This is a genomic window from Desulfoplanes sp. (assembly GCF_054921335.1).
The window spans coordinates 1-25,801 of the sequence record NZ_JBUDSQ010000029.1 but is presented as its reverse complement, the minus strand read 5'-3'; the positions used below and the strand labels follow the sequence as shown (position 1 = coordinate 25,801).

Genomic DNA, 25,801 nt, shown 5'->3' with positions numbered 1-25,801 from the left:
CGTGTCCATCGAAATTTTCATGCCCCATTCCTTTCCCCTCTGCGGGCGTAATTTTTTTTGTCACCTCCCCTGCAGTGCCACCCCGCCGAGAATCAGTACCAGTCCGACAATGGTTGAAGGAAGAATGGGTTCTCCCACCAGGAGTCGTATCAGCCCCAGGGACACGAGCGGCGAAAGATAGATGAGGTGGCTGATCCTGCCCGCGCTCGAAGTGTATTTGAGGGCCATGAGCCAGAAGACGAAGGTGATCCCCATCTCGAAGACCCCGACATAGACCGCGCCGGTGAGCCCGGCCCATGTGCCGAAGGAGAAGCTCGATACGAGCGGGGTGTAGAGAAGGATGTAGACCGTCCCGGAGCAGAAATTTACAAACAGCCGCACACAGGGATCGAGCCTGTCCCGGGTGTTCAAGATCCAGTACAGGGCCCAGATGATCGTGCTGCCCAGGGCCAGTCCCGTCCCCAGGGGATCGGAGAATTCGAGATCCAGAACATGACCGTGGGTGGCGATGACCAGAACCCCGATATAGCTTATGACGATGGCCAGGAACTGGCGTTTGCCCACCCGCTGTCCCAGCAGGGGGACGGACAAAAGGGCCATGGTGATGGCCCATGTGTAGTTGAGGGCCTGTGCCTCCTGGGCCGGAAGCAGATCATAGGCCTTGAACAGGATCAAATAATAGAGCAGGGGGTTGAGCAGCCCCATCCCCATGGAGACAAGGACATCCCGGTGGGTGAGGGCTGCCAGCAGGGCCAGCTTTTTCTGGACCACAAGGATACCAAAAAGCACGCACACCGAGGTCAGGGTGGCAACGGCCAGCATTTGGACAGGATCCATGTGCCGCAGGGTGAGCTTGAAGGCCGAGGCCACTGTGGACCAGATGAGAACCGAGGTCAGGCCGAAAGCATAGGCCCTGGATTGACGGGAACGCGGCATGATGACCTGTCCTTGGAAAAATACAAATCCAACCATGCCCAGAAGAATATTCCCCGCGGGCATGTCACTACCATAAGGAAAACTACGTGGAACACGAAGAACACACCAACGGAGCACCAACCGCACCGGAAGTCCCCGCAACCGATACCGAGAAACCTGAAATTCCGGAAGTCGGATTGGATGATCTTCCGGAATTTCTCCAGCAGGCCTGCGCCGGCATGGGCTGGACCTCGTTGACACCGGTCCAGGCCAGGACCATTCCCTACCTGACCAAGGGCAGGGATGTCATGGTCCAATCCCGTACGGGAACCGGCAAGACCGGGGCGTATGTACTCCCGTTGTTTGAAAAGATCGATGCCGCGCGTCCCGTGTGTCAGGCCCTTGTTCTGGTTCCGACCAGGGAGTTGGCCAGGCAGGTCATTGCCGAGGCACAGGCCATTGCCAAGGATGGAAAGATCAAAACTGCAGCCCTGTACGGCGGGGCCTCCTACACCGTCCAGCTCGACGATCTGCACGGGGGGGCTCAGTTTGTGGTGGGTACGCCGGGAAGGGTACTCGACCATCTGCTCAAGGGAACCCTGAATCTGGACGGAATTTCTTTCCTGGTCCTGGATGAGGCGGACCGGATGCTGTCCATGGGGTTCTACCCGGATATGAAGGCGGTACAGGGGTATCTTCCCCGGAAAAAGATCACCACCGCGCTTTTTTCCGCCACCTATCCCCCCCATGTCAAACGGCTGGCCGGGGAATTTCTGCACACCCCCCAGGTCCTCAGCCTGAGCAGCGACCACATGCACGTCACCGAGGTGGAGCATGTTTACTACAAGGTCCCGGGGATGAAACGGGACCGGGCCCTTATCCGTATCCTGGAGATGGAGAATCCGGCCTCGGCGATCATCTTTTGCAATACCAAGGCAAACGTGCATTTTGTCAACGTGGTCCTCAAACGGTTCGGATATGACGCGGACGAATTGAGCTCGGACCTTTCCCAGGGAGCCCGGGACCGGGTTCTCGGTCGAGTGCGCAAGGGGGACCTCCGGTTTCTGGTCGCAACGGATGTGGCCGCGAGAGGGATCGACATTCCGGAACTTTCTCATGTCATCCAGTATGAACCCCCCGAGGACCCGGAGGTGTATATCCATAGGTCCGGCCGGACCGGCAGGGCCGGAGCCAGCGGCCAGGCGATCATCCTGGTCGATGTGATCGAGGAACTCAAGATGAAATCCATTGGATCCCAGTTCCGGGTACCCCTCGAAGAACGGGAATTGCCCGGTGATGGGGATGTCCAGGAACTCATGTCCGATCGGGCCATCGCCCTGCTCGAGGCCCGAATGCGGACCAAGGACCTGCTCCAAAAGGAGCGGATGGAGCGGTTCATTCCCCTGGCCAAGACACTTGGGGAGGACGAGGAGATGCGGCCCCTCATGGCCATGCTCCTCGATGAATTCTATCAGAGTTCCGTGGCCAAACCTGTCGAAGCCCCCAAGGGGGAGCCGGCCCAGGGCAGGGAGATGCAGAAACCAACACCCCGCAAACGGCCCAGACGGCGGGGAAAGCAAAAACGGTCCCCAAAGGGCGGCACCGGTCCATCCGCGGGATCGGACCAGGGCAAACAGGGCCGGCAGTCAACCCCCAAAAACAAGGAGTAGAACCATGACCCGAGCAAGGGCTAGACACATTCTCGTCCCGACACTGGAGAGCTGCGAACGCCTCAAGCAGGATATCCTCAACGGCCAAGATTTCGCCGAGGTGGCCGCTGCGCATTCTTCCTGTCCGTCAGGCCGGCGTGGGGGGGATCTTGGGGAATTCGGCATGGGCGAAATGGTCCCGGAATTCGAGGAGGTCGTCTTCAACAAGGAAGCCGGAGTGGTCCACGGACCCGTGCGCACCCAATTCGGCTTCCACCTCATCGAGGTGACCTCGAGGATGGAGTAAGGATAACGGACCAGGGAAGAACACGGAAGAAAGGGCGGCAACCAGGACCCGACAAACCCAAATACGTCACCCCCGGACCTGATCCGGGACCGCCCTGGATTCCGCGTTATGTTGCCCTCCCGGCCATGTTCTTGTCCCCCAAGATCCCGGCCAACGCCGTGAATGACGGAATCGAGCGAAAATTCGGTTCGCAAAGTACCAATTTTTTTTAGGACCCGATAGAAAAAACGGATCTGTCCGGTATCCCGTACACCCCTTATCCCAGAACCGATAAAAAAGGCCGGGCCACCTCTCCATAGATGAGGTGGCCCGGCCTTTTGGCGTTATTTTTGGGGGGGTCACTCGTCGACATAATAGGCCATGTCGAGGAGTTGCTGGGTCGAGTAGGCCGTCTGTATGTTCAATTTGTTGCTGGCAAAGGCTTCAGCGGTGTAGGGTGTGGACAGCTGGCATTGGACCGTCTCCTTCAGTGCCAAGGTGACCCTGTGCGGCAGGACCACATGGGCGATCCCCCGGATGCGGCCCATGTCGGAGAGAAAAATCCCCATCCTGACCGGCAAAGGAAGGTCCATGAAGTGGTCGAGATATTCCCTGTGCTGGGACCGGGCGTCAAAGGTTCCCTCGACCGGACCGAATGCCCTGTTCTTGAATCCGAGGAGGAGGAAGGGGACGGGCGGGATTGTGTCCGCGGCAAACATCCCTATGGTCCGGATCCCTTGCGAGAACGCGGCCATCTCTTGGTCGGTCGTGTCCGGAAAATTCAGGTTCAGGTTGAGTCCGTGCCCATCGGTCTGGAGCCAGCAGCCCTGCAAGCGTGGGACGGAAATGTGTAACGGGCTGCCCAGAGGAATGGTCGTCATGTGCGGTACCTTGTATCTTTTGTGGGAAAATTTCTTGAATACATAGCATTATTTTAGTATAAAGCAATGTATTTTTTAGATATAATGTCATACAAAATGGAGAGACGATCTATGGCAAACCAAACCATCCGGCCCGGCTACGATAGCCTTGTGGATCGCATCAACCGTTTTCCCCAGGGGGCACCACCCTCACCATTGTTATACAAAATTTTGCATATCCTGTTTTCGGAAAAGGAGGCCGCCCTGGTGGCCAAGCTGCCCATCAAGCCCTTTGACGCCCACAAGGCGGCCCAGGTCTGGCAAAAGCCCCTGGCCGAGACCCAGGGGATTCTGGACGGGCTCGCCGGTCGGGCTATCCTCGTGGACATCGAGGAAGAGGATGGGCGGTCCGTGTATGTATTGCCCCCGCCCATGGCCGGATTTTTCGAGTTTTCCATGATGCGCACCCGTGGGGACATCGACCAGCATCTACTGGCTCAGCTCTTTTACCAATATTGCAACGAGGAAGAGGATTTCATCAAGAATCTATTCGTCAGGGGGGAAACACAGATTGGCCGGGTCTTTGTGAACGAGTCCGTTTTGACCAGGGAGGATGACGGCCATGTTCTGGATTACGAACGGGCCTCCGGGGTCATCAAGGCTTCTCCACAGATGGGGGTTTCGACCTGCTATTGCCGGTCCAAGATGCAGCATATGGGCAGGGGGTGTGGCGCGCCCCTGGATATCTGCATGACCTTCAATGCCTCGGCCGGTTCGCTCATCAAGCACGGTTTTGCCCGGTCCGTGGATGTGGCCGAAGGGCTCGACCTCCTGGACCAGGCCCGCGAGCACAATCTGGTCCAGTTTGGAGAAAACTGCAGGCAGGGGGTCAACTTCATCTGTAATTGTTGCGGGTGTTGCTGTGAGGCCATGATCGCGGCCAAACGGTTCGGCCTGCTCCATCCCATCCACACGACCAATTTCATGCCAGAGATCGACTATGACCAGTGCACCACCTGCGGCAAATGCGTGAACGTCTGCCCGGTGGAGGCCATGGGGCTGGTTTCGGCCAATGACCCTTTTGATCCCAAGGGCAAGAAGACCCACGTGCATGCCGACATATGTCTGGGATGCGGCGTGTGTGCCAGAAATTGTCCCGAAGGGGCCATATCCATGCGGCCCCGGGAAAAGCGGGTCATCACTCCGCTCAATTCGACCCATAGATGCGTGGTCATGGCCATCGAGCGGGGCAAGTTCCAGCACCTGATCTTTGACAACCATGTCCTATGGAGCCACCGGGCCCTGGCAGCGGTGCTGGGCGTCGTGCTCAAGCTCCCGGTCATCAAGCAGGCCATGGCTTTGGAGCAGGTGAAGTCCCGGTATCTGGAATATTTGATCACGCATTTTTATCATGGATGAGGGGGGGTGCCCCTACAGCGGGGTGTTTTTTACGTGAACCGGTTGACACTTTCCGATTCGTTCGTAGGTTTTCAATTCGTCGCTCCGGAACCGGACACGGTAACGGGGCCTTTGGTTTGTTATCTCTCTTGGACGGCATTGTGCCTGAATTGTGGGGTAGGGAACCCGACTTTATGAACACGGTGTTCCCGGACCGTCCCCATTTTTTCAGCGGGTCGATATGTTCGGTTCATCGCAAGCAGTCAGGAGAAGGATTTATGCAGAAGGTAGAAAACGGCCTGTTCGTGCAGGTGGCCTATACGGGAACCCTCGAGGATGGACAGGTATTCGACACCAGTGAAGGGAGGGACCCCCTGGAAGTGCCCATGGGCGGAGGACAGATGATCCCCGGATTCGAGGCCGCCCTCATGGGTATGGAGTTGGGTGAAAAAAAGACCTTCACTCTTACTCCGGACGAGGCCTACGGTGAACATATGGCGGACAGGATCATGGATTTTCCTGTTGCTCAGATCCCGGAGGGCATGGATCCGCAGGTGGGCCAGACCATCGGGGTGTCCACTTCCGAGGGCCAGCAGATGCCGGCCCTGATCACATATGTGGACGAGGAAAAATTGACCCTTGATCTCAACCATCCCCTGGCGGGCAAGTCCCTGACGTTTGGCATCGAAGTGGTCGGGATTTCCGACCAGGCTGCAGCTGGCCAGGAGGCCGCCTGTTCCACCGAAGGATGCTCCGGGTGTAGCGGCTGCGAACAGGGATAATACCATGCGGCCCCCCCCTCGGGGAGAGAGACCGGGACGTTAGCTTCCTCGGTCGGATGTGAGCCCCGCGGGTTGTATGGGCATCCCATAAAAAAATCCCCCTCTTGGCACCAAGAGGGGGATTTTTTGTGGGCCACGCGTGGGGCAAACGTTCTCTTTGCAGGAATGGGGGGGCCATCGCACACCTGGTGCCGGATGCATTGGCGGCATCCGTGGGAGGGATCACAGGTGGCGGGCGATGGTGTTCTGGATGCGCTGGGAAGCCGTGCGGTCGCCGAGAAGACCGACCCGCACGGAGATCTTGGTCCGGACACTGTCTTCAGCGCTGATCCAGATCCAGAAGGGGCGGTCGGTGTCCTTGCCGGAAACGGTCGCCTTGCTGAGATTCTTGGACCTCTTTTCAACGGTCAACCCCAGGTCTGCACATGCCTCGAGGGCGGCCGTGTAGGCCGTGTTCACCTTGATGTTTCTGGTAATGGAGACCTTGCCCTCGATATACGAGTACGTGGCCGCGGCTCCGGCCCCTCCCACAACAACGGCGGCGCAGCCGCTCAGACAGGCGATAAGGGCCAGGGTTGTGAACAGGTGGCAGGCAGTTATCGTTCGCATGTTTTTTTCTCCTTTCCAAACATTGTTCCCGATCGTGGACGGGTGGGCGTGACGGATCGTTCCAAACGGATAGTCCGGTTTATCTCTCTTGGACATAGGGGAAGAGGGCCGTGATGGTCAATTCTATGCCGAGCAGACCGCGGTAGGAGGTCGTTTTCGGGGTAAAGGCCGCACGTACCTTGTCACCCTGGTGGATGGCGTCGCCAAAGGTTGCGGCCTGTCTCCAGGCCACGCCCCGCAGGGTGATCCCGGCGTTTTCATCCCGAAGATTGACGGACAGGTGTGCACCGCGGCCGAAAATTTTGTGCCCGGTTATTGTGACCGGCGGGGAGATAAAGACCGGTCGCGGGCATTGCACCCCAAAGGGCTGTAGGGATTCCAACTCGGAAAGGAGGACAGGGGTGATCCGGTCAAATGGGAGGACCCCGTCGATAGCCAGGGGGGGGCGCTCGGGGTTGGAAGAGCCGCACCGGGCGGCGACGGCCCGGTTGAACCGTTCCGTGAATGTCCCGAGATTGTCCGGGTGGAGAGAGAGCCCGGCGGCCATGGGGTGTCCGCCGAATTTTTCAAGAACATCCCGGCATTCATACAAACATTCGTAAAGGTGGACCCCGGGAACGCTCCTGCCCGATCCCTTGAGGAGATCACCGTCGCGGGCGAGAAGAACCGTTGGGCGGTAGGTACGTTCGGTAACCCGGGAGGCCGCGATGCCGAGAACCCCCTGGTGCCACTCGGGACCAAAAACCACATGGCCCATGGCCTTCCCGTTTTCCCCGCATTGGGCCATGGCCTGATCGACGATCCCGTGTTCGATTTTTTTCCGTTCGGCATTGAGTCTGTTCAGTTTGTTGGCCAGGGGGGTCGCTTGTTCCGGGGTTGCGGCCATGAGCAGGTCGAGGGCCAGGTCCGCCGAGGCGAGGCGACCGGCGGCGTTGATGCGCGGGCCCAGCCCGAACCCCACGTCCCCCGAACCGATAGAGGTTTCGGGGGCGATGGCGCAAACCTTTTTCAATGCCTGGATACCCGAACGTTGGCTCGATTTGAGCACAAGGAGGCCGTTTTTAACAAGAATGCGGTTTTCCTCCGTCAGGGGAACCACATCGGCGATGGTCCCCAGGGCGACCAGATCAAGGAGAGGGCGGACGTCCACTTTGGGAGGGGGCAGGTATTGGTTCAGGGCGGCCATGAGCAAGAAGGCCACCCCCACACCGGCCAGGTCCGCACATGGACATGGGGCCGTTTTGGGATTGATGATCGCCCTGGCCGCCGGAAGGGTGTCGCCGGGAAGGTGGTGGTCGGTGATGACCACGCCCATGCCCAGGGCCCGGGCGTGGTCCACCGCTCCGTGGTCGTTGATCCCGCAGTCCACGGTCACAAGGAGCCGGATCCCCTGCCCGGCAAGTTCGGTGATGGTCGTGTTGTCCAGCCCGTATCCCTGTTTGAAGCGGGAAGGAATGACCGGAAGGATGGGGATCTTTTTTTGGTTGAAGAAATCGACAATAACGGCCGTGGCCGTGACCCCATCCACATCATAGTCCCCCCAGACCGCGATCTTGTCTTTCTTGGCGATGGAATCGGCAAGGATTGAGGCCCCTTGCAGCAAACCGGGCCAGTTCTCAAGGGGGGAAAGATACCTGAGGCCCGGGTCCAGAAAACGGGCCATGGCTTCCGGGTCACGCACGCCGCGCTGGTGCAGGACCCCGGCCGTGGTTTCCGTGATGCCCAGGCGTGCCGCCAGGTCCCGGATCTCTTGGGAATCTCCGGGGGTTGGTTCGCATCTGAAGCGGGTCGAGGGGGGGATGTTCGGTGTGGGCATATGGCGGTAAAAAAGGCGGCCTGTGACAAGCAGGCCGCCGTAGACTGTTGCAGGGGGGGTATCGGCTATGCGATGATTTCGTCTATCTCCGCATGGAGTTCCTTGACGATTTTCTCGTGGAGCGGCTGGGTGAGGATATTTTTCTGGGCCAGGTATTTGATGAATTTTTTCCCCTCGTCCATGGACCGGTTGAGCTTGAGGGCGGTGATGAGGTGGTCGACGGTTTCGGGAAGTTTGTTCTGGGCAAAATAGGCCCGGGCGATGTTGTAGTGCAGGTTCTCGTCGTTGGTGCTCAAGGTGAGGGCCCGCTGGTAGTACTCGACCGCCTGGTCGAACATGGCGTTCTTGCGCAGATTGATCCCGAAATCGTTGAACAGGTGTTTGTGTTCCTCCTCAAATGCCGCATCGAGTTTGACCAGCCGCTCGAAGATGTCGTTGCCCTTGTCTTTTTCCCCGCGCTCGAGGTAGGTGAGCCCCAGCCCGAAATTGGCCCGAATATTTTCCTCGTCCACCTTGAGTGCGTTGCCGTACTCAAATTCGGCGCTGAAGGTCTCGCCACTCTTGCGGTGCCGGTCGGCCCGGGCGACGGTCCTGGTGAGTTCACGTATCTTGGGATAGACCGTGGCGGTATAGAATTCCGGCTCCGGTGAAAACTTGTTCAGGAACTCGTCCTTGGGAACACGTTGTTTCGGCCCGGAGGGCACATAGTTGATGTTCAGGGGCTGGATTTCGATCTCATCCTGTTCCACCTCCACGGCAAACCAGTAGGTTTTCTGCAATGCTTTGCGGGCCGTGGTGCCCGTGCCGATCTGTTTCAGGCTCTGGCTCGAAAAGACCCCCTTGATTTTTTCGCGGTGTGGTTCTTTCTTGGATACGGAGTCGGCATTCATGAGTCTTCCTCGAGTACGTGTAAATAGTGTTGGGCCGTTTGGAGCGGATGGGACGAACGGGTGATCGGCCGGCCCACGACAAGATAGTCCGTTCCTGCACTCAGGGCCTGTGAAGGAGTGGTCACCCGTTTCTGGTCACCCGGGCCGTGCTTGTCCAGACGTATGCCGGGCGTGACGATGGTAAAAGGGCGTGGGATTCGCTCCCGGACCCTTTCCACTTCCTGTCCGGAACAGACGATCCCGTCAAGCCCCCATTCGTATCCCTGCAGGGCCATGGACTGGACAATCTCCCCCATGGGCGCCCGGGAAAAATTGGCCGGGGCGAGATCCCTCGTTCCCATGCTTGTGAGGACGGTTACCCCGATGACCACCGGGGGGCGTCCGTTGTTTCCCGCCGCCCCCTCAAGCGCGGCAGCGGCCATGTCCCCGCCGCCCATAAGATGGATGGTCAGCATGTCCGCACCGGCCGCAGCGGCCGAGGCGACCGCCCCCTTGACCGTATTGGGAATATCCATGAATTTGAGATCCAAAAATACCTTAAAGCCCAGGTCGTTGAGTCGGGCAACGATGGCCGGTCCGGTGCGGCAGAAAAGCTCCAGCCCGACCTTCACCCAGCGGACATGCCCTGCCAGGGTCGTGGCCAGGGAAAGGGCTGGTTCGGGGGAGGGAAAATCAAGGGCGACAATGAGGTCTTTGGCGGTCATGTCTGTGCAATGGGGTTTGGCCGATTGCGCGTCCAACTGACAACACGGCGCATGGTGGTGGATGTTGGGGCATATGGACGGTCTGGCTGAGCGGTCATTTCTCGAGCAGGATCTTTTCCTTGAGGCCCGCATTATGGACGGCCCTTGCGCGGGAAGCCATGTATACCGCGCGCAATTCTCCGTAGGCAGTGTCCAGATCGTTGTTGATGATCCAGAACTCAAAAAGATCGCTCGCATCGATCTCCCGGCGTGCGTTGGCCAACCGTTTTGCAATGACCGGATGCGTATCCGTGCCCCGGGCGACCAGCCTTTCTTGGAGGGCGGACAACGAGGGAGGGAAGAGAAACACGGAGCTGCTCTGGGGAAGGGTTGATCGGATCTGTTTGGCCCCCTGGACATCGATGTCAAAGATGATGTCCTGTCCCCGGGCGAGGATTTCCCTGGTCGCCTGGAGGGAGGTTCCGTAGTAATTGCCGTGCACCTCGGCCCATTCGGCAAAGAAATGGTTGTCCCGGCGGCGCAGAAATTCCTCTTTGTCGATGAAGTGGTAGTCCTTGCCGTCGACTTCCCCGTCCCGTGGCGCGCGTGTGGTGCATGACACGGAGAAGGTGAACGCGGGAAACTCCCGGTGCAGTCTGGCGATCAGGGTGGATTTACCGGTTCCTGAAGGGGCGCTTATGACCAAGGGGACACCGGAGCGCTCAATCATCCTGCTCGTCCTCGTTGTTGGTTGCGAACCGTTGGGCTATGGTCTCCGCCTGGATGGACGAGAGTACGCAGTGGTTGGAATCGGTCACGATGATCGACCGCGTCTTGCGTCCCTGGGTGGCATCGATGAGCCGTCCATCCTTGCGCGAGTCCTCCCGGAGTCTGCGCATGGGGGAGGAGGTCGGGTTGACGATGGCCACGACCCGTGAGTTGACCACGAAGTTGCCGAATCCGATATTGAGAAGTTGCTGGTGTTTCATTGTAGCTCCTTTGTCGGAGAGACCGTCCTATTCCAGGTTCTGGACCTGTTCACGGCATTTTTCCAACTCCGCCTTGAAGGCCACGGTCCTGGACCCTATCTCATGCTTTTGGACCTTGTTCCCGCAGGTGTTGATCTCTCTGAAACACTCCTGCAGGAGAAAGTCGAGTTTCCTGCCCATTTCCCCTCCCGCGCCAAGAACCTTGGATATGGCCGTCAGGTGGGCATCGAGCCGGGTCAGCTCTTCGCTCACATCCAGTTTGTCCGAGAGGATGGCCAGCTCCTGGAGCATGCGGGCCTCGTCAACCCCGTCATGGATCCCCTCCAAAAGTTGGTTGACGCGTTCCCGGAGTATGGTGAACCGCTCCCCCACGATGTCTTCCGCGGCGTCCCGGATCTCCTGGACGATGGATCCGAGCACCTCCATCCGGTCGCCGAGATCCACGAGCAGGGCCTTTCCTTCCTGTTGTCGGCAAGCGTTCCACTCCCCGAGGGCGGCCACGAGGCCGGCGAGGACATCCGAGGTGAACCCGGGGTCGGGATCGCTCTTGGAGTCTTTCCACAGCGAGGGCATGGTCATGAAACTATTGTAATCCGGTTCAAAAACGTGGCCATGGCGTTGGGCCACCTGGTCGAGTTGGGCGACCATGGCGTCGAGCATGGTCGTGTCCAGCTCCAGGCCGAGAAGATCCGGGTCGGTGATCTGGATCTTCAGGAAGAGCTCAACCCGGCCGCGCGAAACGTGATCACGGACGGTCCTTTCCCATCCAGCGACCGAACCATACATTGTTTGGGGGATTTTCCACTTGAGATCGAGGTGCTTGCCGTTGACGCTCTTTATCTCCCAATTGATGGACCAGCGTTCCTTCTGGATCTGGGATGAACCGTATCCGGTCATGCTTTTTGGCATTTGTTCGTTTCCTTGGTTTGTCGTTGCGTCCGCAGGGTTTGTGTATAAATTGTCCGTATCCTGGTCAAATGGTCCTTGATTTCTTCCGTGGCATAGTCTGGAAAGGTCCATGGGAGATCGGTCCATTTTCCCCGCTGGTAGATCAGGGTCAGGTCTGCCCAGATACCGGAGTGTAGATAGATACGGTGGGTGAAATTTTTTCCCGTGGCCAGGACCAGCCGTTCCTGGTTCAGATAGCCCGGATCGAGGTTGAACAGGCGTTTGTTGGCCGGGGCGGCCCAATCGGTTTCAAGCCCGTTGGTCCAGAGTTTGATGCCGGGGAGTCCGTCCATGGGGATGGGGCGTTCGAAACTGACCAGGCGCCGGAAGATGGGGGTGCCGAGTTCCGCATCGTAGTAGGTGGTCTGGGTGAATGGGATCGGTTCTGAGACATGGTCCATGGGGGACAAACGTTTTTCCAGGACCGGTGCGAGTTCGTCCCAGAATGTATCCCAGTGGGCGCTCAGGATCGAAAGGACCGGTTTGGCCGGTAAGGGGGAGGCGGGGGTGCTCAAGGGGTCTCTCCCATACCATGTTTGCCGGCCAGATCGACAAGGAGTCCCCGCTCGCTTTGTCCGGTGGGGATGACGTTGTGGATAGTCCGGTCGTGCGTGGGAACGAGACCGGGCTGTCGTAGGATGCACGGAATATAGAATTGGCTCATTCCCTTTATGCCGTCCTCGAAGATGGTCTCGATCCGGGTGTCCGGGGTCAGGGAGCGGATGAAATCCCGTCTCTTGGCCGAGATGATATCCCGGATCCGGGCCGCCCGTTCGGTCCGTTGTTGATGGGGGACCTGGTCCCCGAATGAGGCCGCCGGGGTTCCCGGCCGTTTTGAATAGGGAAAGATATGCCCATAGGTCAGATCCATTTCCCGGATGCACTCCAGGGTCTCCTGGAAGTGGTCAGGCCCTTCCCCGGGAAAGCCGGTGATGATATCCGCCCCGAGGGCAAAGACGGGCCATATCTTTTTTAGCCGGTCCACAAAGTCGATGACCATGTTCGGGGAGTAGTGCCCCCGGCCCATGCGGCGGAGAATATGGCCACTCCCGCTTTGCAGAGAGATATGTAGGTGCGGACAGACCAGGGAGGATGTACCAAGGGCGTGCAGTCCTCTTTCCGTCAATTCCGAGGGTTCCAGAGAACTCAACCGGATCCGGGCCCTGTTCCGCCACCTGGATCCGAGGTGTTTTTCGATACGCTCGAGGAGCTCCCATAGATCGGTCCGTGGGACGAGATCGCGGCCGAAATGGCGTAGGTTGATCCCGCACAGGGAGATCTCGTGCACTCCGGTCTCGAACAGCCGCTCGATCTCCTCGAGGACGGCCTGGGGATCACGGCTCACCGATCTGCCTCGGGTTGTCGGAATGATGCAATAGGTGCATCCATGCGAGCAACCGTCCTGGATTTTGACCACTCCCCTGGACCGCTTGTACCCGCTGATACGCAGATCGGGATAGATCGGATTGTCGTGCACCGTTCGAGGCGTCGCGGACTGTTCCTCTGTAGGATAGCCGGTCAGCAGGTGCTTTTTTTCCTGGGAAACCGCCAGCCCGACCCCGTCGAGTGTTGCCAGTTCAGGGAACGCCTGGACGGCGCAGCCGGCGATGAGCAAGGATGCCCCCGGATGGGACCGGTGCAGCTTGCGCACATGCCGTTTGAGGTCCGAGACGGCCCGTTCCGTGACCGCACAGGTATTGATGAGGATGATACCCGCACCTTCCGGTCCGTTCTTTTCGTGCATGCCACGGCTGGTCCATGCCTCGCGGATGGCCTGGGATTCGTACTGGTTGACCTTGCAACCCTGGGTGAGGATGTAAAAGGAACTGCGGTCTGTGTTCATGGCGATGTGGGGGGGGGGGTGGGAGTGGCCTGTAGGGACAGGAACGGAGTGGGTACGTTTCAGGAAATTTCTTCGAGTAAACTGTCGTCCATGCCCAGGATGGTTATCCCGTGGCGATCAGCCAGGGCTAGGGTCTCCTGGGGGGAGAACAACAGACTGTTCTTGGCGTCGACGGACAAACAGGTCGCCTGGGCGGTGACCATGGCCTGGATGGTTTCCGGCCCGATGGCCGGTAGATCGATACGGGCGTCCTGACCGGGCTTGAAAACCTTGATGACCACGCCCCCTTTCCCGGCCAGGGTGCCGGCCCTGAGGATGGTCGCGTTGGTCCCCTCGATGCCCTCCACTGCGATGGTCATCTGTTCGCGGACAACGATGCATTGGCCGATATCCAGATGGCCCAGTGTGCGGGCCACAGGCAGGCCGTAGAGGATGTCCCGGGTTTCCTGTCTGCTCGGGGGGCGGCGGGTCAAGACACCCCGGGGAGTGGCCAGTTCGGGAACGAACCGGGTGGCTGATACCACCTCCATGCCCTCTTTCTCAAATTCCTTGGCAATGGCCCGTAGCAGGGAATCATCGCTTTTGCGGACCAGGGAAAAAAGCACGCGCGCGGCCCTGAAGTCGGGACGGATATCCAGGGCCCGCGGTTTGTTGATGGGGCCGGCAAAGACAACCTGGGAGACCTTTTCCCGTCTAAAGAACTTGATCAGCGCGCCGAGCCGGCCCAGGCGGAGCCAGGCAAAGCGGTGGGTGGCCGATGCCGTCTCCTGGCTGGTGTCGTTGGTGAAGCCGACGCCGATGACCGTGTAGCCCTGCTTGTGGGCATTCGTGGCCACAATGGCCGGGAAGGTTCCGCCTCCGGCGATGAGTCCGAGTCGGGGAGAGGGTCTGGTCATGGGTGTTTTGTCGCAAAGGGGTGGTCCAACCGGGCCGAGCCGGCCCCTGCTGGTTGGGGAAAATGGTATGACCCGTGGACAGAAGCCTGCGGTGTGCGGGATCTGACGGTCATGCTGAAAAAAATCCCTGCGGTGCGCGAAAAGTATGTGGGATCAGGCGGCAGTGGTCACGCCGCGCTGGGAAGTCCTGATGAAGTCAACCAGGTGGGCGACCCGTTCGATTTCCCCATACGCCGCCATGACCTGCTTGCATGCCCCCTTGAGATTCCCCTTGGTCCGCCAGATAGTTTTGTAGGCCTGCTTGATGGCCTTGAGCTCTTCGGGGGTGAATCCGGCCCGCTTGAGTCCTATGAGGTTCGGTCCCCTGAGCCGGGCCCGGTCGCCAACGGCCATCATGTAGGGGGGGATGTCCTGGGCCACTCCGGTCTTGCCGCCGATGAACGCATGGGTGCCGATACGCACGAATTGGTGTACGGCCGAGAGGCCTCCAATGATCGCATGGGGGGCAATTTCCACATGGCCGGCCAGTGTTGCCCCGTTGGACATGATCACGTGGTCCTCGAGCTGGCAATCGTGGGCGACGTGGCAATAGGCCATGATAAAACAGTCCGAACCGACCCGGGTGGTCCCGCCCCCGTCCACCGTCCCGCGGTTGATGGTCACGAATTCCCGGATGGTTATCCGGTCACCCAGTTCGAGACGGGTCCGTTCCCCATGGTATTTGAGGTCCTGGGGAGGCCCACCGATGCTGGCAAAGGAGTGGACCTGGCATTCCCGGCCAAGGGTGGTCAGTTTTTTGATATGCGCCGAACTTTCTATGACGCACCGGTCACCGACGCGGGTATCCTCTTCCACGATAGCGAATGGACCGATGGTCACGTCCTGGCCGATCTCGGCCCCGTCGGCGACAATGGCTGAAGGATGGATCTCGGTAGCCACTAGCCGTCCTCCCTGTCGACAACCGCGGCCGTGAGCAACCCTTCGGCCACTTTTTTGCCGCCAACCTTGGCAACCCCCTTGATCTTCCACAGATTGAGCTTGTGCTTGAGATAGGTGACCTCGAGCTCGAGCAGATCTCCGGGGAACACGGATTGTCTGAAGCGGACTTTTTCGATCCCGGTGAACAGGAAAATTTTGTCCTGCATCTGATCGGGAATGGATTTGACCACGAGGATACCGCCGGTCTGGGCCAGGGCCTCGAGGATGAGGACTCCGGGCATGACCGGATAGGCGGGGAAGTGTCCCTGGAAAAAGGGCTCGTTGAGAGTGACCCCCTTGATCGCCTTGATGTGGTCCAGGGGAGCGAAATCGAGGACCCGGTCCACCAGGAGAAAGGGGTACCTGTGGGGTAAAAGGTCCAGGATGTCCTTGCTCACGATTTCACCATGTTCTGGTTTTTTCATGGTACCTTCAGGGTAACTGGTTGCTATGGTGGGGAAAAATCAGGGATACTCGGGGTACTGTCCGTCCGGACCGCGTTCTTCCCGTAGCCGGGCGATTTCTTTTTCCATCCGTCTGAGACGCTTGGACAATTCTGGAAGTTTGGGGATGGATACCGCCGTTTTCAGGTATTTTTTGTACTCCATGGACGGCAGTCCCCCGCCCAGGTCGGTCTTTGGGGGGACCGAGGTGTGGATGCCCCCCTTGGCGGCGACACGTGCGCCATCGCCGATGGTCAGATGGCCGGCGACACCGACCTGTCCGGCCAGGACGACTCCCTTGCCCAGGGTGGTGCTCCCGGCGATCCCTACCTGGGCGACGATGATGGAGTTTTCACCAATGTGGACATTGTGACCGATCTGGACAAGGTTGTCGATCTTTGTCCCTTTGCCGATCCTGGTCTCTCCGAGGGCGGCCCGGTCAACCGTGCTATTGGCCCCGATCTCCACCCGGTCCTCGATGACCACCCTGCCGATCTGGGGGAATTTTTCCAATCCCTGTCCGGCCTGGGCAAATCCGAAACCGTCGCTGCCGAGGACGACCCCGGCATGGAGGATGACCTTGTTCCCAAGCCTCGTCCCGTCCATGAGGGTGACCCGTGGGTAGACCGTGCAATCCTTGCCGATAACGCAGTCATCCCCGACATGGACATGGGGGAAGAGCCGGGTTCCCTGGTCTATTCTCGCCCCTTCTCCGATATACACGAATGGGGCGATCTCCACGGAAGGGTGCACCGAGGCCGTGGGATGGACAAATGCCTGGTCGCTCTGTCCGGAAAACCGGCCCAGGGGTTTGGCAATGATCTGAACGAGCCGGGCGAAATCCAGATAGGGTTGAGTACTCACCAGGGCCGTTGCTGGGACCAGGTCCGCATGTGCTTGATCGGTGATTATCGCCGCCGCCTTTGACCCGCTGAGCTGATCGACATATTTGGGATTGGCCAGGAAACTGACGTCCTGGGGGCCGGCGTCGGAGAGGGTATTCACCCCTGTTACCTCGCCATCCTCCCCCTCAAGGGTCAGGCCGAAACGGTCGGCGATATCCGAGAGCAGCATTATTTTGTTCCTTGTTCCTTGTTCTTGGCCCGCCATGTCCGGTTGACTTCGACCATGATCGTATCGGTCAGGTCGGCCTTTTCATCGGCATAGATGAGACCGCTCGCCTGGGCATCGGTAATGGCCGTGTACCCATTCTTCTTGCCGTGTTTGGTGATGACCTCGACGATCAACTGGATCACCGGCTGGCTCAATTTTTTCTCGGACTGTTTGATCCTCCGCTCCAAGCTCCGGTACATATCCTGGAAATCTCTGACCTTGCGCTTGTAGGCCAGTTCTTTGTCTTCCTTGGCATCCTGGCTGAGCACGAGATTCTGTTTCTGGAGTTGCTGGCGGAGAGTCTGGATAGCCTGCTTCTGCTTTTCCATCCTTGCCTTGTCGTCCTTGAATTCTTCCTGGAGGGTCTTCATGGCATTCTGTCCGGGTTCGGACTTGGCAATGATCTTCTGCATGTTGACTATCCCGATTTTCGGGCCGGCCGCCAGGGCGGAAACCGTGAACAGCAGCATAACACATGTAAGGATGATGGTTCTACGCATTGATTTCTCCTTTGTATAAACTGGGTGGGGGTGGCTGGACGGGTGTTCGTCCAGACCACATCGAATAAGGGGACCGGCGTGCACGTATCCGTCCCCCCGTGCGGTATGCGGCCACGGGGTGCTGTGGACTAGAAAAACTGGCCCACGGAGAACTCGACCCGGCCGCCACCGGAAACTTCGTCGTCATCGTCAAGACCGTAGCCGTATTCCAGCCGCAGTGGGCCCAGGGGGGAGTACCAACGGATACCGGCGCCAACGGATTTATACAGATCCATGTCAATGGTTTCGTCGTCATCCCAGACATTACCGGCATCGAAAAAGGCCACCCCGAGGATGCCGATTTCCTTGTTGATGGGGAAGATATACTCGAAATTGGTGAAGAACTCCGAGGTTCCTCCCTTCTTGTCGCCGCTGCCGTCGTCGTAGCGCGGGGCGATGTCCCGGCCCTTGTAGCCGCGCACGGAGTTGATCCCCCCGAGATAGAACCGCTCGAACAGAGGGATCTCATCATTCCCGTTTTTCATGAGATAGCCCGCCTGGCCGTGCCAGTGGAAGACCGTGCTCCAGAACAGGGGGTGGTACCAGCTGCTGTCACCGATATATTTGATGAATTCGTCGTCACCCTGGAGCAATCCGCCGGAGTACTCCATGGACAGGGTGTTCTTGGTTCCCCGGGTCGGGTTGATCCGTCGGTTCGTGGTGTCCCGGGTCACGCCCACATAGGCGGAACTGGCCCAGAAGGTTCCCTGCTCGATCTCGTCGTGGTCGAACTCGGACGCATCCAGGTCGGAGATACGGTACCGTTCCAGCCGGTAGTTCCAGTTCAGTCTCGTGTACTCACCAAGGGGGTATCCGAACAGCGCCTTGCCGCCAATGGCCTTTTTGTCGTAATCATCGTAATCCACATCCTTGATATACGCCTGGGCACCGAGTCCGAGTTTGGAGTCCTGGTAGTGCGGGTTCCAGAAGGTCACGTCGTAGCGGGTGGTCGTGGCCCCGAAACTCCCGGAGAACGAGGTGTTATACCCCTTGCCGAACAGGTTGCGTTCCTGGATGGAGGCGGTGAAAAAGAGCTTGTCCAGGGTGGAGTACCCCGCTCCGGCGCTGATCATTCCTGTGGACTTCTCCTTGACCTTGACCACCAGATCCATTTGGTCGTCCTGGCGGGTGGGCACGGTCTCGATGGCCACGGTTTCGAAATAGTCGAGCTTGGTCAAGCGCACGTTGGACCGGTTGAGTTTGGCCCCGCTGAAGAGGTTCCCGTCGGTCAACCGCATCTCTCGGCGGATGACGTTGTCACGTGTCTTGGTATTTCCCTGGATTTTGACCCGGCGGATATAGACCTTTTTCCCCTTGGTGATCACGTAGTTGACGTCAAAGGTCAGGTCCTCTCCGTTGCGCTTCAGGTCGGCATTGGCCTCGGCATAGGCGTACCCGTAATTTGTATAGTAATCGGCCAGATTCTGGATGTCGGCCCGCAGCTTGGAACGGTCGAAATACCCGTCCTCTTCGTTGCTCAGGTCATCCAGACGGCAGATCTTGAACAGGGTGGCCTTGTCCACGATGAGGTCGCCGGAAAAGGTCACCTTGCCCACCCGGTACCGTTCGCCCTCCCTGATCTTGAAGGTGATGTAGATGCCGTCCTTCCTGTAGTCGACCTCGGGCTGGCCCACCTTGGCATCCATGAATCCTCTGTTGCCGTAGTACGCCTCGATGGCGGCGGCGTCTCGGTCCAGGAGTTCCTCCTTGAGGACGCCGGTTCCCGTGAGCCAGGAAAACATTCCCCTGGTGGAAAGAGCCAATTCGTCCTCGATGTCGTCGGGATCGAGCTGTTTGGCCCCCTCGATGGTTATCCCTTCGATATACAACTCCTTGCCTTCCTCGATGGTGATGTTCAAGCGGGCCCGCCCCTGTTCCGAGGACTCCAGGTTGTAACTCACCTTGGCGTTGTAGTATCCTTTTTTGCGGTACAGATCCCGGATCTTGTCCATATCCTCGACGAGAACCTTGGGGTTGAGGACGGAACCGGTCTTGCTGCTCATGACCTCGATGATATCGTCCTCGTCCAACTCTTCGGCACCCACCACCCCGATGGCCTGGATGAGCGGCTTTTCCTCGACCTCAAAGATGACCTCCTTGCCGTCGATGGTGTCCTCGGTGGAGACCCGGACATCATTGAAATAGCCCAGATCAAAGAGGCGTTTGATCTCCTGGTTGATCTCCTTGGGATCATAGATGTCCCCTTTTTGGATATGCAGCCGCATCAAGACGACATCCTTTTCCAGGATATGGGTCCCTTTGACCTTGATGGCGCTGATTTTTTCCTGGCTCATGAGTTCCTGGCCGATTTTTTCGGCGAGTTCGTCAATGGCCGGCAGGAGGTTGATCAACCCTTCTTTGACCACGAAAAGGGCCTTGGGTTCCTTGAGTCCAAAGGCCTCGACCAGACGGACATCCAGGCTGAGACTCTCCCCGACCTGGCTGAAGCTGCCGTAGACGGCGTACTGGGCGTTACTCAAAAGGGCCAGATCCCGTGCCGTTTGCAGGTCGAGTTCCGTGATGTCCTGGTCCTGGATGATCCGGTCGAGTCGTTCCGGATCCACTGTTTTGATGGACGATTCCTGGAGCTTTTGCCCCAGCATTTCCGGCAAGCTCTCGTTGAGATAGGCCAGTTCCGGCGAGGCGTTGATCTGGAAGGGCAGGACCGCGATGTTGACCGTTTTTTGGGCCTGAACATCGGGGGCCAGGACCGTTCCCATGGCCAGAAGAATGCTCGTGGTATACAGGAGTAGCAGGGCGATGCATCTATTGTTCATAGAGTTCTCCGGAACGTAAAACCAGTTGGCGGTCCAGGCGCTGGGCAAGACCGGTGTTGTGCGTGACCACGACAAGTGTCGTTCCTAGACGTTGGTTGAGATCGAGTAATAGTGAAACCACCGAGCCGGCTGTCTTCTCATCCAGGTTGCCCGTGGGTTCGTCGGCAAGGATGACCTGGGGTTCCATGAGCAGGGCCCGCGCGATGCTGGTGCGTTGGCGTTCTCCGCCGGAAAGGGTCGTCACCTTGTGTTCCATCCGGTCCGCAAGGCCCACGAGTTCAAGGGCCCGTTTGGCCGATTGCTGTGCGTCCCCGCGGGATTGTCCTGCGATGCGACCGGGCATGGCCACGTTTTCCAGGGTGTTGAATTCCGGTAGAAGATGGTGGAACTGGAAGACGAACCCGATTTTTGTGTTGCGGATCCCGGCCCTGGCCTGTTCATCCAGATCCGCGAGGGGGCGGCCTTCGAAAAGGAGTTCTCCGCAACTTGGTGCGTCAAGGGTCCCCAGCAAATGCAGAAGGGTACTCTTGCCCGAGCCGGATGCCCCGAGGATGGCCAGGGACTCGCCCGCCCGGATCGTCAGATCGATCCCGCTCAAGATCTGCAGTGCCTCCCCGGGTCCCTGGTAGGTCTTTCCGATCGACCGGAGTTCATAGAGGGGGCTATTCATAACGCAAGGCCTCGGCGGGTTCCATGCGGGCGGCCTGACGGGCCGGGTAGATGGTGGCCAGAAAACAAAGGAGCATGGCTGCCAGCCCGATGAGGGTCATGTCCAGCCATTCGAGCCGGATGGGGATATGGTCCAGATAATACACATCGGCTGGGAGTTTGATGAATTGGTATTTTTGGAGCAACAGACTGATCCCGATCCCGAGGATGTATCCCAGGGCCGTGCCGATGCACCCGATGATCGTCCCCTGGAGGATGAAGATGTTGCGGATATTCTTTTTTGTCGCACCAAGGGACATGAGCACCGCGATGTCCCGGGTCTTTTCCATGACCATCATGATCAATGTGGTCACGATGCTGAAGGAACCGACCAGGACAATCATGATCAAGATGATGCCCATGGCCGTCTTTTCCAGTTGGAGCGCGGAAAAGAGGTTCTTGTTCATCTCGATCCAATTGCGCACGTACAAAGGAAATCCGCCGAGGGCTTCGAGAACCGTTTTGCTCAGCTCCTGTACTCCATAGACGTCGTACACCTTGAGTTCGATGCCGGTGGCAAGATCCTCGTTCATACCCAACAGTTGCTGGGCCGCGGGAATGGACACGTAGGCAAGAGAGGAATCGTATTCAAAGACTTCGGTGGCGAAGACGCCGCAGACCTGGAAGGTCATGATCTTGGGGCTGAAGCCGGCAGATGTTTTTTTGCCCGCCGGGGACATGATGTTCACCCTGCTGCCCATGGTCAGGCCGAGCCCCTTGGCGAGTTCCTTGCCAAGGATCACCCCGGGGAATCCTTTTGGTGTTCCCAGAGCCCCGATGTCTCCCTGTTGCAGGTCCTTGCCGATACTCAGGACGGAACCGGCCGATACGGGATCGATCCCTCTGAGCACGGCCCCTTTGGCCCCCCCGGGGGAGCTCAAAATAACCTCGCTGTAAATGAACGGGGTGGCGCTTTTGACCCCGGGAACCCCTTTGGCCTTTTCCACCAATTGGTCATAGCCTGAAAACCCTTTTTCCAGACTCCCTACAATGACATGGGCGTTGATCCCCAGGATCTTGTCCCGCAGATTTTCGCTGAAACCGGTCATCACTCCGAGGACGATGATCAACGCGGCCACGCCCAGGCCGACCCCCATAACCGATATGAGGGAGATGACCGAGATGAAGGCCTGTTGCCGTTTGGCGATGAGGTAGCGCAGGGCTATGGACAGTTCAAAGCGCATAGATACGTGTTTGTGTCGGGGTTTTGTCCGCAGGGAGTGGGATGCGGGACAAAACTCGCGGCTACTCCTTTCCTGCGACCTCGGGGCGTAACAATGGGAACAAGATGACCTCTCTGATGGAGGAGGAATCCGTGAGCAACATGACCAACCGGTCGATCCCTATGCCCTGGCCGGCGGCCGAGGGCATGCCGTATTCGAGGGCCCGGACATAATCCTCGTCCATTCTGTGGGCCTCGTCGTCACCGGCCTCCTTTTCCTTGACCTGTTCGGCGAACCGATCCCGCTGGTCAAAGGGATTGTTCAGTTCGGAAAAGGCGTTGGCCATTTCGTGACCGGTGATGAACAGTTCGTAGCGGTCGGTGATCGACGGGTCTTCTTCGTTACGCCGGGCCAGCGGAGAGATCTCCGTGGGATAGTGGTAGATGAAATGGGGCTGGATCAATTTGGGTTCCACGAGTATGTCGAACAGCTTGGCCTGGAGTTTGCCGAGTTTTTCCCCGATTTCGGCATTTTCTCCCAGTTTTTTGACCAGTTTTTTGGCCGTTTCGTAATCCTGGTACTGTTCGGGGCGCAGCCCCCCGATCTGTTCCAGAGAGTCAAAAAAAGTCATTCTGGTCCAGGGTTTTCCCAGTTCGATAGGGGTCCCCTGGTATTTTACCGTGGTATCCCCGGTGACCTCCAGGGCCAGGGTTTGGAAGAGTTCTTCGGTCAGGTCCATGAGATCGTGGAAATCGGCATACGCCCAGTAGAATTCGATCATGGTGAATTCCGGGTTGTGCTGGGTATCTATGCCTTCGTTGCGGAAATTGCGGTTGATCTCGTATACCTTTTCGAACCCACCGACCAGGAGCCGTTTGAGATACAGCTCCGGAGCGATGCGCATGAACAGCTTCATATCCAGGGCATTGTGGAAGGTCTCAAAGGGTTTGGCCGTGGCCCCGCCCGGGATGGCCTGCATCATCGGCGTTTCGACCTCCATGAATCCCCGGTTGTCGAAAAAGTTGCGCAAGGAACGGACGATGGCCGTCCGTTTCATGAAGATGTCCTTGGCCTTTGGGTTGACGATGAGATCGACATACCGCTGTCTGTATCTGGTCTCGACATCCTTGAGGCCGTGGAATTTTTCCGGGAGGGGGCGCATGGACTTGGTTATCAGGGTGATGGCTTCGGCCTTGATGGTCAATTCACCCGTCCTGGTCCTGAAAAGTCCGCCCTTGGCACCGATGATATCTCCGATATCGAATTTTTTGAAAATCTTGTAATTTTCAGTGCCTAGGGTATCGCGTTGGGCGCATATCTGGATGGAACCGGAACGGTCCGCCAGGTGGAGGAAGGTGATTTTTCCAAAGGACCGTAGGCTGATGATCCGGCCGGCCACGGAAAAATCCGTGCCCGCTTTCTCCAGGATATCCTCTTCCTCCACACTGGTGTATTGTTCAAGTATTTCGCTAACCCGATTTTTCCTTCTAAAGGTATTTGAATACAGGGGTACGCCCGCTTCCTCGAGGAACGCGGCTTTTTCCTTGCGGTGGCGAAGGACCTGGTTTTCGTTGGGAGCGGCAGTGGTATTCTTGCTCAACGCTCATTCTCCGTGATGGCTGGGTACAATGAAAAAGAGCCGCTTGCCACGGTCGCGCCGTGGTTCAAGGGCCTGGGGTGATATATCGTGACAGGGCTGGGTGCCTTGGCGGCCATCCAATAAAAATATGGAGGGAGCCCGTGATTGTCTCAAGGGGGGAGCCATGGCAGCACAAGAGGAACTGCGTATTGCAAATTACATGGGTCGTCAAGAAAAGTGGCCCATGATCCACTCTCCACTATCTTGACTTTGCCGCATTCATCGGCAAAAAAATCGACCGTGCCCGCGGCGTCCCAAAGAGCGGCTATCGGTGGGAACGGGAGCGAAACTCCCCGCCCCTTCATTTTTGAACAAAGAGGATGGTGTATATGAGTTGGGTGATGTTTGTCGTTGCACCCGTTGTGTGTGCCTTTATCGGCTGGTTGACCAATTATCTGGCCGTGAAGATGCTTTTCCACCCCCGTAAGCCGATCAGAATATTCTCCCTGACCATCCAGGGGATTTTTCCCAAACGGCAAAAAGCCCTGGCCGCCAATCTGGCCATGATGATCCAGGACAATCTCATCTCGGAAAAGGATGTCTCCGCGGTGATCAACACGCCCGAGTTTGCGGCAATCTTCAAGGAAATGGTCCAGGACGGCGTGGAGTCCTTTGTCCGGGACAAGCTTGTCACCCTCCATCCCATGGTCGGGATGTTTTTGAACGAGGAGACAATGGAAAAGGTCCGGACTCTCTTGGCCAAACAATTGGACGAGGTCGTGCCCGGATTTTTGGAGAAGGGTGCCCAGGAGGTGGAAAGCCGCTTTGATGTGGCCACGCTGGTCCGGGAGAAGGTCGAGGGATTTTCTATGGACCAACTCGAATTGCTCCTTTTTGCCATCATGAACAAGGAGTTCCGGTTTATTGAACTGGTGGGAGCGGTCCTGGGGTTTGTGATCGGGGTTTTCCAGTCACTTTTTTTTCTGTTAGGCGGAAGCGCATAACGCTTTTTTGGTCCATCTTTTCCGGGGATGTCTTGTACCCATGATCCTGAACGCCAGCCAGTTGAGTGCCCTTAAACAGCGTAACGACGAAGAATTGCGCAAGGGCAAGTACGCCAAGTATGGGTACCCAGCCCATACCATCCAGGACCTGTTGCAGACCGTGGAGGCGATCAAGAAGGAAAAAAAGAAATGGCAGCGTCTTGCCCAGGAACGGGGCAACTCCCTCCGGAAGATAGGGGAGTTGGCGGGCACGACGGGTGACAGATGACCCCCCGTTTGCCGGAACCCCTTACGTCGGTCAGACCGTGCCCGGGCACGGTGACTCCCCCTTCCAGCCCTTTCTGCGTGCCCCTTGGCACGCACATCATTCGTACATGGGCCGGTATTCCATGAGCCGGATCCACCCCTTGACCAGTCTGTAGATGTACCAAACGGTCACCACCAGTCCGAGAGCCACTCCGAGTCCCATGAGGACGACGAGGGGAGCGGCCACACAACTCCATAACAGCCCGAACCAGAATGTCCTGATCTGCCAGCGGTAATGGCTGGCAAGGACCGGGTCTTCCCGTGCGTCGTCGCGTTTGATGTAGTCCACGATAATGGCCACGATGGCCGTGACTCCGGCGAGAAAGACCAGACCGTACATGATGTAGCAGAACTGGAGGATTTTTTTCTGGGCCGTGGGGTCGAACCTCGGGGTGACCGGAAAGGGGCGTTTGGGCATGTGTTGCTCCTGTAGTACATAGCTGTGGGTGGGAATGGTTGGTAGCTACTACTTCTCTTATCGAGGGTAAAGCGTGACGCGGCGGGTGCCTTTTTGACTATACAGGTCCCCTCGGTCCGTGGTTGCCGGAAGGCTGGTATGTTCCCACCCCGGAATCCTGGTTCCTGAACGGCCGGCGCGAAGGGGCACCCCCTTGTGGTTGCCCCTTC

The 25,801-nt window shown here is 58.2% G+C and carries 27 protein-coding genes; 6 read left to right on the top strand and 21 right to left on the bottom strand.

Going from position 1 to position 25,801, the window contains the following annotated elements; genetic code table 11:
- Positions 1 to 60 precede the first annotated feature (60 nt).
- Positions 61 to 936: a DMT family transporter gene (locus tag ACY692_RS08195; RefSeq protein WP_462324868.1), complete on the bottom strand. Its 876-nt coding sequence runs from the start codon at positions 934 to 936 to the stop codon at positions 61 to 63.
- A gap of 86 nt (positions 937 to 1,022) precedes the next feature.
- On the opposite strand from ACY692_RS08195, the gene ACY692_RS08190 reads away from it, so the two are divergent.
- Positions 1,023 to 2,585: a DEAD/DEAH box helicase gene (locus ACY692_RS08190; protein ID WP_462324867.1), complete on the top strand. Its 1,563-nt coding sequence runs from the start codon at positions 1,023 to 1,025 to the stop codon at positions 2,583 to 2,585.
- Between the two features lie 4 nt (positions 2,586 to 2,589).
- A complete protein-coding gene (locus tag ACY692_RS08185) occupies positions 2,590 to 2,871 on the top strand; it encodes a peptidylprolyl isomerase (RefSeq protein WP_462324866.1) in 282 nt (93 codons plus the stop codon).
- Positions 2,872 to 3,209: 338 nt separating this feature from the next.
- Here ACY692_RS08185 and ACY692_RS08180 read toward each other — a convergent pair whose 3' ends face one another.
- A complete protein-coding gene (locus tag ACY692_RS08180) occupies positions 3,210 to 3,731 on the bottom strand; it encodes a hypothetical protein (protein WP_462324865.1) in 522 nt (173 codons plus the stop codon).
- Positions 3,732 to 3,842: 111 nt separating this feature from the next.
- Between ACY692_RS08180 and ACY692_RS08175 the strand changes: the two genes are divergently transcribed.
- Complete coding sequence (locus ACY692_RS08175) at positions 3,843 to 5,129, top strand: 4Fe-4S dicluster domain-containing protein (RefSeq protein WP_462324864.1); 1,287 nt, start codon at positions 3,843 to 3,845, stop codon at positions 5,127 to 5,129.
- Positions 5,130 to 5,386: 257 nt separating this feature from the next.
- A complete protein-coding gene (locus ACY692_RS08170) occupies positions 5,387 to 5,890 on the top strand; it encodes an FKBP-type peptidyl-prolyl cis-trans isomerase (protein WP_462324863.1) in 504 nt (167 codons plus the stop codon).
- A gap of 222 nt (positions 5,891 to 6,112) precedes the next feature.
- Here ACY692_RS08170 and ACY692_RS08165 read toward each other — a convergent pair whose 3' ends face one another.
- From ACY692_RS08165 to lysS, 18 genes are all read right to left on the bottom strand, one after another.
- Complete coding sequence (locus ACY692_RS08165) at positions 6,113 to 6,499, bottom strand: DUF3568 family protein (protein WP_462324862.1); 387 nt, start codon at positions 6,497 to 6,499, stop codon at positions 6,113 to 6,115.
- A 79-nt stretch (positions 6,500 to 6,578) separates the two neighbouring features.
- Positions 6,579 to 8,315 carry a single-stranded-DNA-specific exonuclease RecJ gene (recJ, locus tag ACY692_RS08160; protein WP_462324861.1) on the bottom strand — a complete coding sequence of 579 codons (1,737 nt, stop codon included), beginning with the start codon at positions 8,313 to 8,315 and terminating at the stop codon, positions 6,579 to 6,581.
- A 65-nt stretch (positions 8,316 to 8,380) separates the two neighbouring features.
- The gene (locus ACY692_RS08155; protein WP_462324860.1) at positions 8,381 to 9,205 is read right to left on the bottom strand and encodes a tetratricopeptide repeat protein; all 825 of its coding nucleotides are present in this window, start codon (positions 9,203 to 9,205) and stop codon (positions 8,381 to 8,383) included.
- Positions 9,202 to 9,909 (bottom strand): orotidine-5'-phosphate decarboxylase, encoded by a 708-nt coding sequence (gene pyrF / locus ACY692_RS08150; protein ID WP_462324859.1) that lies wholly within the window; start codon positions 9,907 to 9,909, stop codon positions 9,202 to 9,204. Before pyrF ends, ACY692_RS08155 begins: the two co-directional genes overlap by 4 nt.
- 94 nt (positions 9,910 to 10,003) lie before the next feature.
- Positions 10,004 to 10,618, bottom strand: a complete 615-nt coding sequence (gene gmk / locus ACY692_RS08145; RefSeq protein ID WP_462324858.1) for a guanylate kinase — start codon at positions 10,616 to 10,618, stop codon at positions 10,004 to 10,006.
- Positions 10,611 to 10,877 carry a DUF370 domain-containing protein gene (locus tag ACY692_RS08140; RefSeq protein WP_462324857.1) on the bottom strand — a complete coding sequence of 89 codons (267 nt, stop codon included), beginning with the start codon at positions 10,875 to 10,877 and terminating at the stop codon, positions 10,611 to 10,613. The genes gmk and ACY692_RS08140 overlap by 8 nt, the downstream gene beginning before the upstream one ends.
- A 27-nt stretch (positions 10,878 to 10,904) precedes the next feature.
- Positions 10,905 to 11,786: a YicC/YloC family endoribonuclease gene (locus tag ACY692_RS08135; protein ID WP_462324856.1), complete on the bottom strand. Its 882-nt coding sequence runs from the start codon at positions 11,784 to 11,786 to the stop codon at positions 10,905 to 10,907.
- Entirely contained in the window at positions 11,771 to 12,340 is a 570-nt protein-coding gene (locus tag ACY692_RS08130; RefSeq protein ID WP_462324855.1) for a DUF4416 family protein, read from the bottom strand. The genes ACY692_RS08135 and ACY692_RS08130 overlap by 16 nt, the downstream gene beginning before the upstream one ends.
- A complete protein-coding gene (locus ACY692_RS08125; protein WP_462324854.1) occupies positions 12,337 to 13,668 on the bottom strand; it encodes a MiaB/RimO family radical SAM methylthiotransferase in 1,332 nt (443 codons plus the stop codon). Before ACY692_RS08125 ends, ACY692_RS08130 begins: the two co-directional genes overlap by 4 nt.
- Positions 13,669 to 13,727: 59 nt before the next feature.
- Complete coding sequence (locus tag ACY692_RS08120; RefSeq protein WP_462324853.1) at positions 13,728 to 14,564, bottom strand: LpxI family protein; 837 nt, start codon at positions 14,562 to 14,564, stop codon at positions 13,728 to 13,730.
- 153 nt (positions 14,565 to 14,717) lie between these two features.
- The gene (gene lpxA / locus ACY692_RS08115) at positions 14,718 to 15,503 is read right to left on the bottom strand and encodes an acyl-ACP--UDP-N-acetylglucosamine O-acyltransferase (protein WP_462324852.1); all 786 of its coding nucleotides are present in this window, start codon (positions 15,501 to 15,503) and stop codon (positions 14,718 to 14,720) included.
- Positions 15,503 to 15,967 carry a 3-hydroxyacyl-ACP dehydratase FabZ gene (fabZ, locus tag ACY692_RS08110; RefSeq protein ID WP_462324851.1) on the bottom strand — a complete coding sequence of 155 codons (465 nt, stop codon included), beginning with the start codon at positions 15,965 to 15,967 and terminating at the stop codon, positions 15,503 to 15,505. The genes lpxA and fabZ overlap by 1 nt, the downstream gene beginning before the upstream one ends.
- Before the next feature lie 39 nt (positions 15,968 to 16,006).
- A complete protein-coding gene (gene lpxD / locus ACY692_RS08105) occupies positions 16,007 to 17,059 on the bottom strand; it encodes a UDP-3-O-(3-hydroxymyristoyl)glucosamine N-acyltransferase (protein ID WP_462324850.1) in 1,053 nt (350 codons plus the stop codon).
- On the bottom strand, positions 17,059 to 17,598 hold the full coding sequence (locus ACY692_RS08100) for an OmpH/Skp family outer membrane protein (protein WP_462324849.1): 540 nt from the start codon (positions 17,596 to 17,598) through the stop codon (positions 17,059 to 17,061). Before ACY692_RS08100 ends, lpxD begins: the two co-directional genes overlap by 1 nt.
- Before the next feature lie 128 nt (positions 17,599 to 17,726).
- On the bottom strand, positions 17,727 to 20,414 hold the full coding sequence (bamA, locus tag ACY692_RS08095) for an outer membrane protein assembly factor BamA (protein WP_462324848.1): 2,688 nt from the start codon (positions 20,412 to 20,414) through the stop codon (positions 17,727 to 17,729).
- On the bottom strand, positions 20,404 to 21,084 hold the full coding sequence (locus ACY692_RS08090) for an ABC transporter ATP-binding protein (protein WP_462324847.1): 681 nt from the start codon (positions 21,082 to 21,084) through the stop codon (positions 20,404 to 20,406). The genes bamA and ACY692_RS08090 overlap by 11 nt, the downstream gene beginning before the upstream one ends.
- Positions 21,077 to 22,306 (bottom strand): lipoprotein-releasing ABC transporter permease subunit, encoded by a 1,230-nt coding sequence (locus tag ACY692_RS08085; RefSeq protein ID WP_462324846.1) that lies wholly within the window; start codon positions 22,304 to 22,306, stop codon positions 21,077 to 21,079. The genes ACY692_RS08090 and ACY692_RS08085 overlap by 8 nt, the downstream gene beginning before the upstream one ends.
- 61 nt (positions 22,307 to 22,367) lie before the next feature.
- Positions 22,368 to 23,885 carry a lysine--tRNA ligase gene (gene lysS, locus ACY692_RS08080; protein ID WP_462324845.1) on the bottom strand — a complete coding sequence of 506 codons (1,518 nt, stop codon included), beginning with the start codon at positions 23,883 to 23,885 and terminating at the stop codon, positions 22,368 to 22,370.
- Between the two features lie 368 nt (positions 23,886 to 24,253).
- Here lysS and ACY692_RS08075 point away from each other — a divergent pair, with 368 nt between their 5' ends.
- Both ACY692_RS08075 and ACY692_RS08070 read left to right on the top strand, forming a co-directional pair.
- A complete protein-coding gene (locus ACY692_RS08075) occupies positions 24,254 to 24,868 on the top strand; it encodes a DUF445 domain-containing protein (protein ID WP_462324844.1) in 615 nt (204 codons plus the stop codon).
- A gap of 40 nt (positions 24,869 to 24,908) precedes the next feature.
- Positions 24,909 to 25,136 (top strand): hypothetical protein, encoded by a 228-nt coding sequence (locus ACY692_RS08070; protein WP_462324843.1) that lies wholly within the window; start codon positions 24,909 to 24,911, stop codon positions 25,134 to 25,136.
- 96 nt (positions 25,137 to 25,232) lie between these two features.
- Here the strand turns inward: ACY692_RS08070 and ACY692_RS08065 are convergent, their stop codons facing one another.
- Positions 25,233 to 25,592, bottom strand: coding sequence for a DUF4870 family protein (locus ACY692_RS08065; RefSeq protein WP_462324842.1), 360 nt, complete (start codon positions 25,590 to 25,592; stop codon positions 25,233 to 25,235).
- Between the last annotated feature and the right edge of the window lie 209 nt (positions 25,593 to 25,801).

What these genes read in the sequence shown, in the direction of transcription:
- ACY692_RS08195 (WP_462324868.1), bottom strand. Translation starts at nt 936, where the DNA reads ATGCCGCGTTCCCGTCAATCCAGGGCCTATGCTTTCGGCCTGACCTCG.
- ACY692_RS08185 (WP_462324866.1), top strand. Translation starts at nt 2,590, where the DNA reads ATGACCCGAGCAAGGGCTAGACACATTCTCGTCCCGACACTGGAGAGC.
- ACY692_RS08180 (WP_462324865.1), bottom strand. Translation starts at nt 3,731, where the DNA reads ATGACGACCATTCCTCTGGGCAGCCCGTTACACATTTCCGTCCCACGC.
- ACY692_RS08175 (WP_462324864.1), top strand. Translation starts at nt 3,843, where the DNA reads ATGGCAAACCAAACCATCCGGCCCGGCTACGATAGCCTTGTGGATCGC.
- ACY692_RS08170 (WP_462324863.1), top strand. Translation starts at nt 5,387, where the DNA reads ATGCAGAAGGTAGAAAACGGCCTGTTCGTGCAGGTGGCCTATACGGGA.
- ACY692_RS08165 (WP_462324862.1), bottom strand. Translation starts at nt 6,499, where the DNA reads ATGCGAACGATAACTGCCTGCCACCTGTTCACAACCCTGGCCCTTATC.
- recJ (WP_462324861.1), bottom strand. Translation starts at nt 8,315, where the DNA reads ATGCCCACACCGAACATCCCCCCCTCGACCCGCTTCAGATGCGAACCA.
- ACY692_RS08155 (WP_462324860.1), bottom strand. Translation starts at nt 9,205, where the DNA reads ATGAATGCCGACTCCGTATCCAAGAAAGAACCACACCGCGAAAAAATC.
- pyrF (WP_462324859.1), bottom strand. Translation starts at nt 9,909, where the DNA reads ATGACCGCCAAAGACCTCATTGTCGCCCTTGATTTTCCCTCCCCCGAA.
- gmk (WP_462324858.1), bottom strand. Translation starts at nt 10,618, where the DNA reads ATGATTGAGCGCTCCGGTGTCCCCTTGGTCATAAGCGCCCCTTCAGGA.
- ACY692_RS08140 (WP_462324857.1), bottom strand. Translation starts at nt 10,877, where the DNA reads ATGAAACACCAGCAACTTCTCAATATCGGATTCGGCAACTTCGTGGTC.
- ACY692_RS08135 (WP_462324856.1), bottom strand. Translation starts at nt 11,786, where the DNA reads ATGCCAAAAAGCATGACCGGATACGGTTCATCCCAGATCCAGAAGGAA.
- ACY692_RS08125 (WP_462324854.1), bottom strand. Translation starts at nt 13,668, where the DNA reads ATGAACACAGACCGCAGTTCCTTTTACATCCTCACCCAGGGTTGCAAG.
- ACY692_RS08120 (WP_462324853.1), bottom strand. Translation starts at nt 14,564, where the DNA reads ATGACCAGACCCTCTCCCCGACTCGGACTCATCGCCGGAGGCGGAACC.
- fabZ (WP_462324851.1), bottom strand. Translation starts at nt 15,967, where the DNA reads ATGAAAAAACCAGAACATGGTGAAATCGTGAGCAAGGACATCCTGGAC.
- lpxD (WP_462324850.1), bottom strand. Translation starts at nt 17,059, where the DNA reads ATGCTGCTCTCGGATATCGCCGACCGTTTCGGCCTGACCCTTGAGGGG.
- ACY692_RS08100 (WP_462324849.1), bottom strand. Translation starts at nt 17,598, where the DNA reads ATGCGTAGAACCATCATCCTTACATGTGTTATGCTGCTGTTCACGGTT.
- bamA (WP_462324848.1), bottom strand. Translation starts at nt 20,414, where the DNA reads ATGAACAATAGATGCATCGCCCTGCTACTCCTGTATACCACGAGCATT.
- ACY692_RS08090 (WP_462324847.1), bottom strand. Translation starts at nt 21,084, where the DNA reads ATGAATAGCCCCCTCTATGAACTCCGGTCGATCGGAAAGACCTACCAG.
- ACY692_RS08085 (WP_462324846.1), bottom strand. Translation starts at nt 22,306, where the DNA reads ATGCGCTTTGAACTGTCCATAGCCCTGCGCTACCTCATCGCCAAACGG.
- ACY692_RS08075 (WP_462324844.1), top strand. Translation starts at nt 24,254, where the DNA reads ATGAGTTGGGTGATGTTTGTCGTTGCACCCGTTGTGTGTGCCTTTATC.
- ACY692_RS08070 (WP_462324843.1), top strand. Translation starts at nt 24,909, where the DNA reads ATGATCCTGAACGCCAGCCAGTTGAGTGCCCTTAAACAGCGTAACGAC.
- ACY692_RS08065 (WP_462324842.1), bottom strand. Translation starts at nt 25,592, where the DNA reads ATGCCCAAACGCCCCTTTCCGGTCACCCCGAGGTTCGACCCCACGGCC.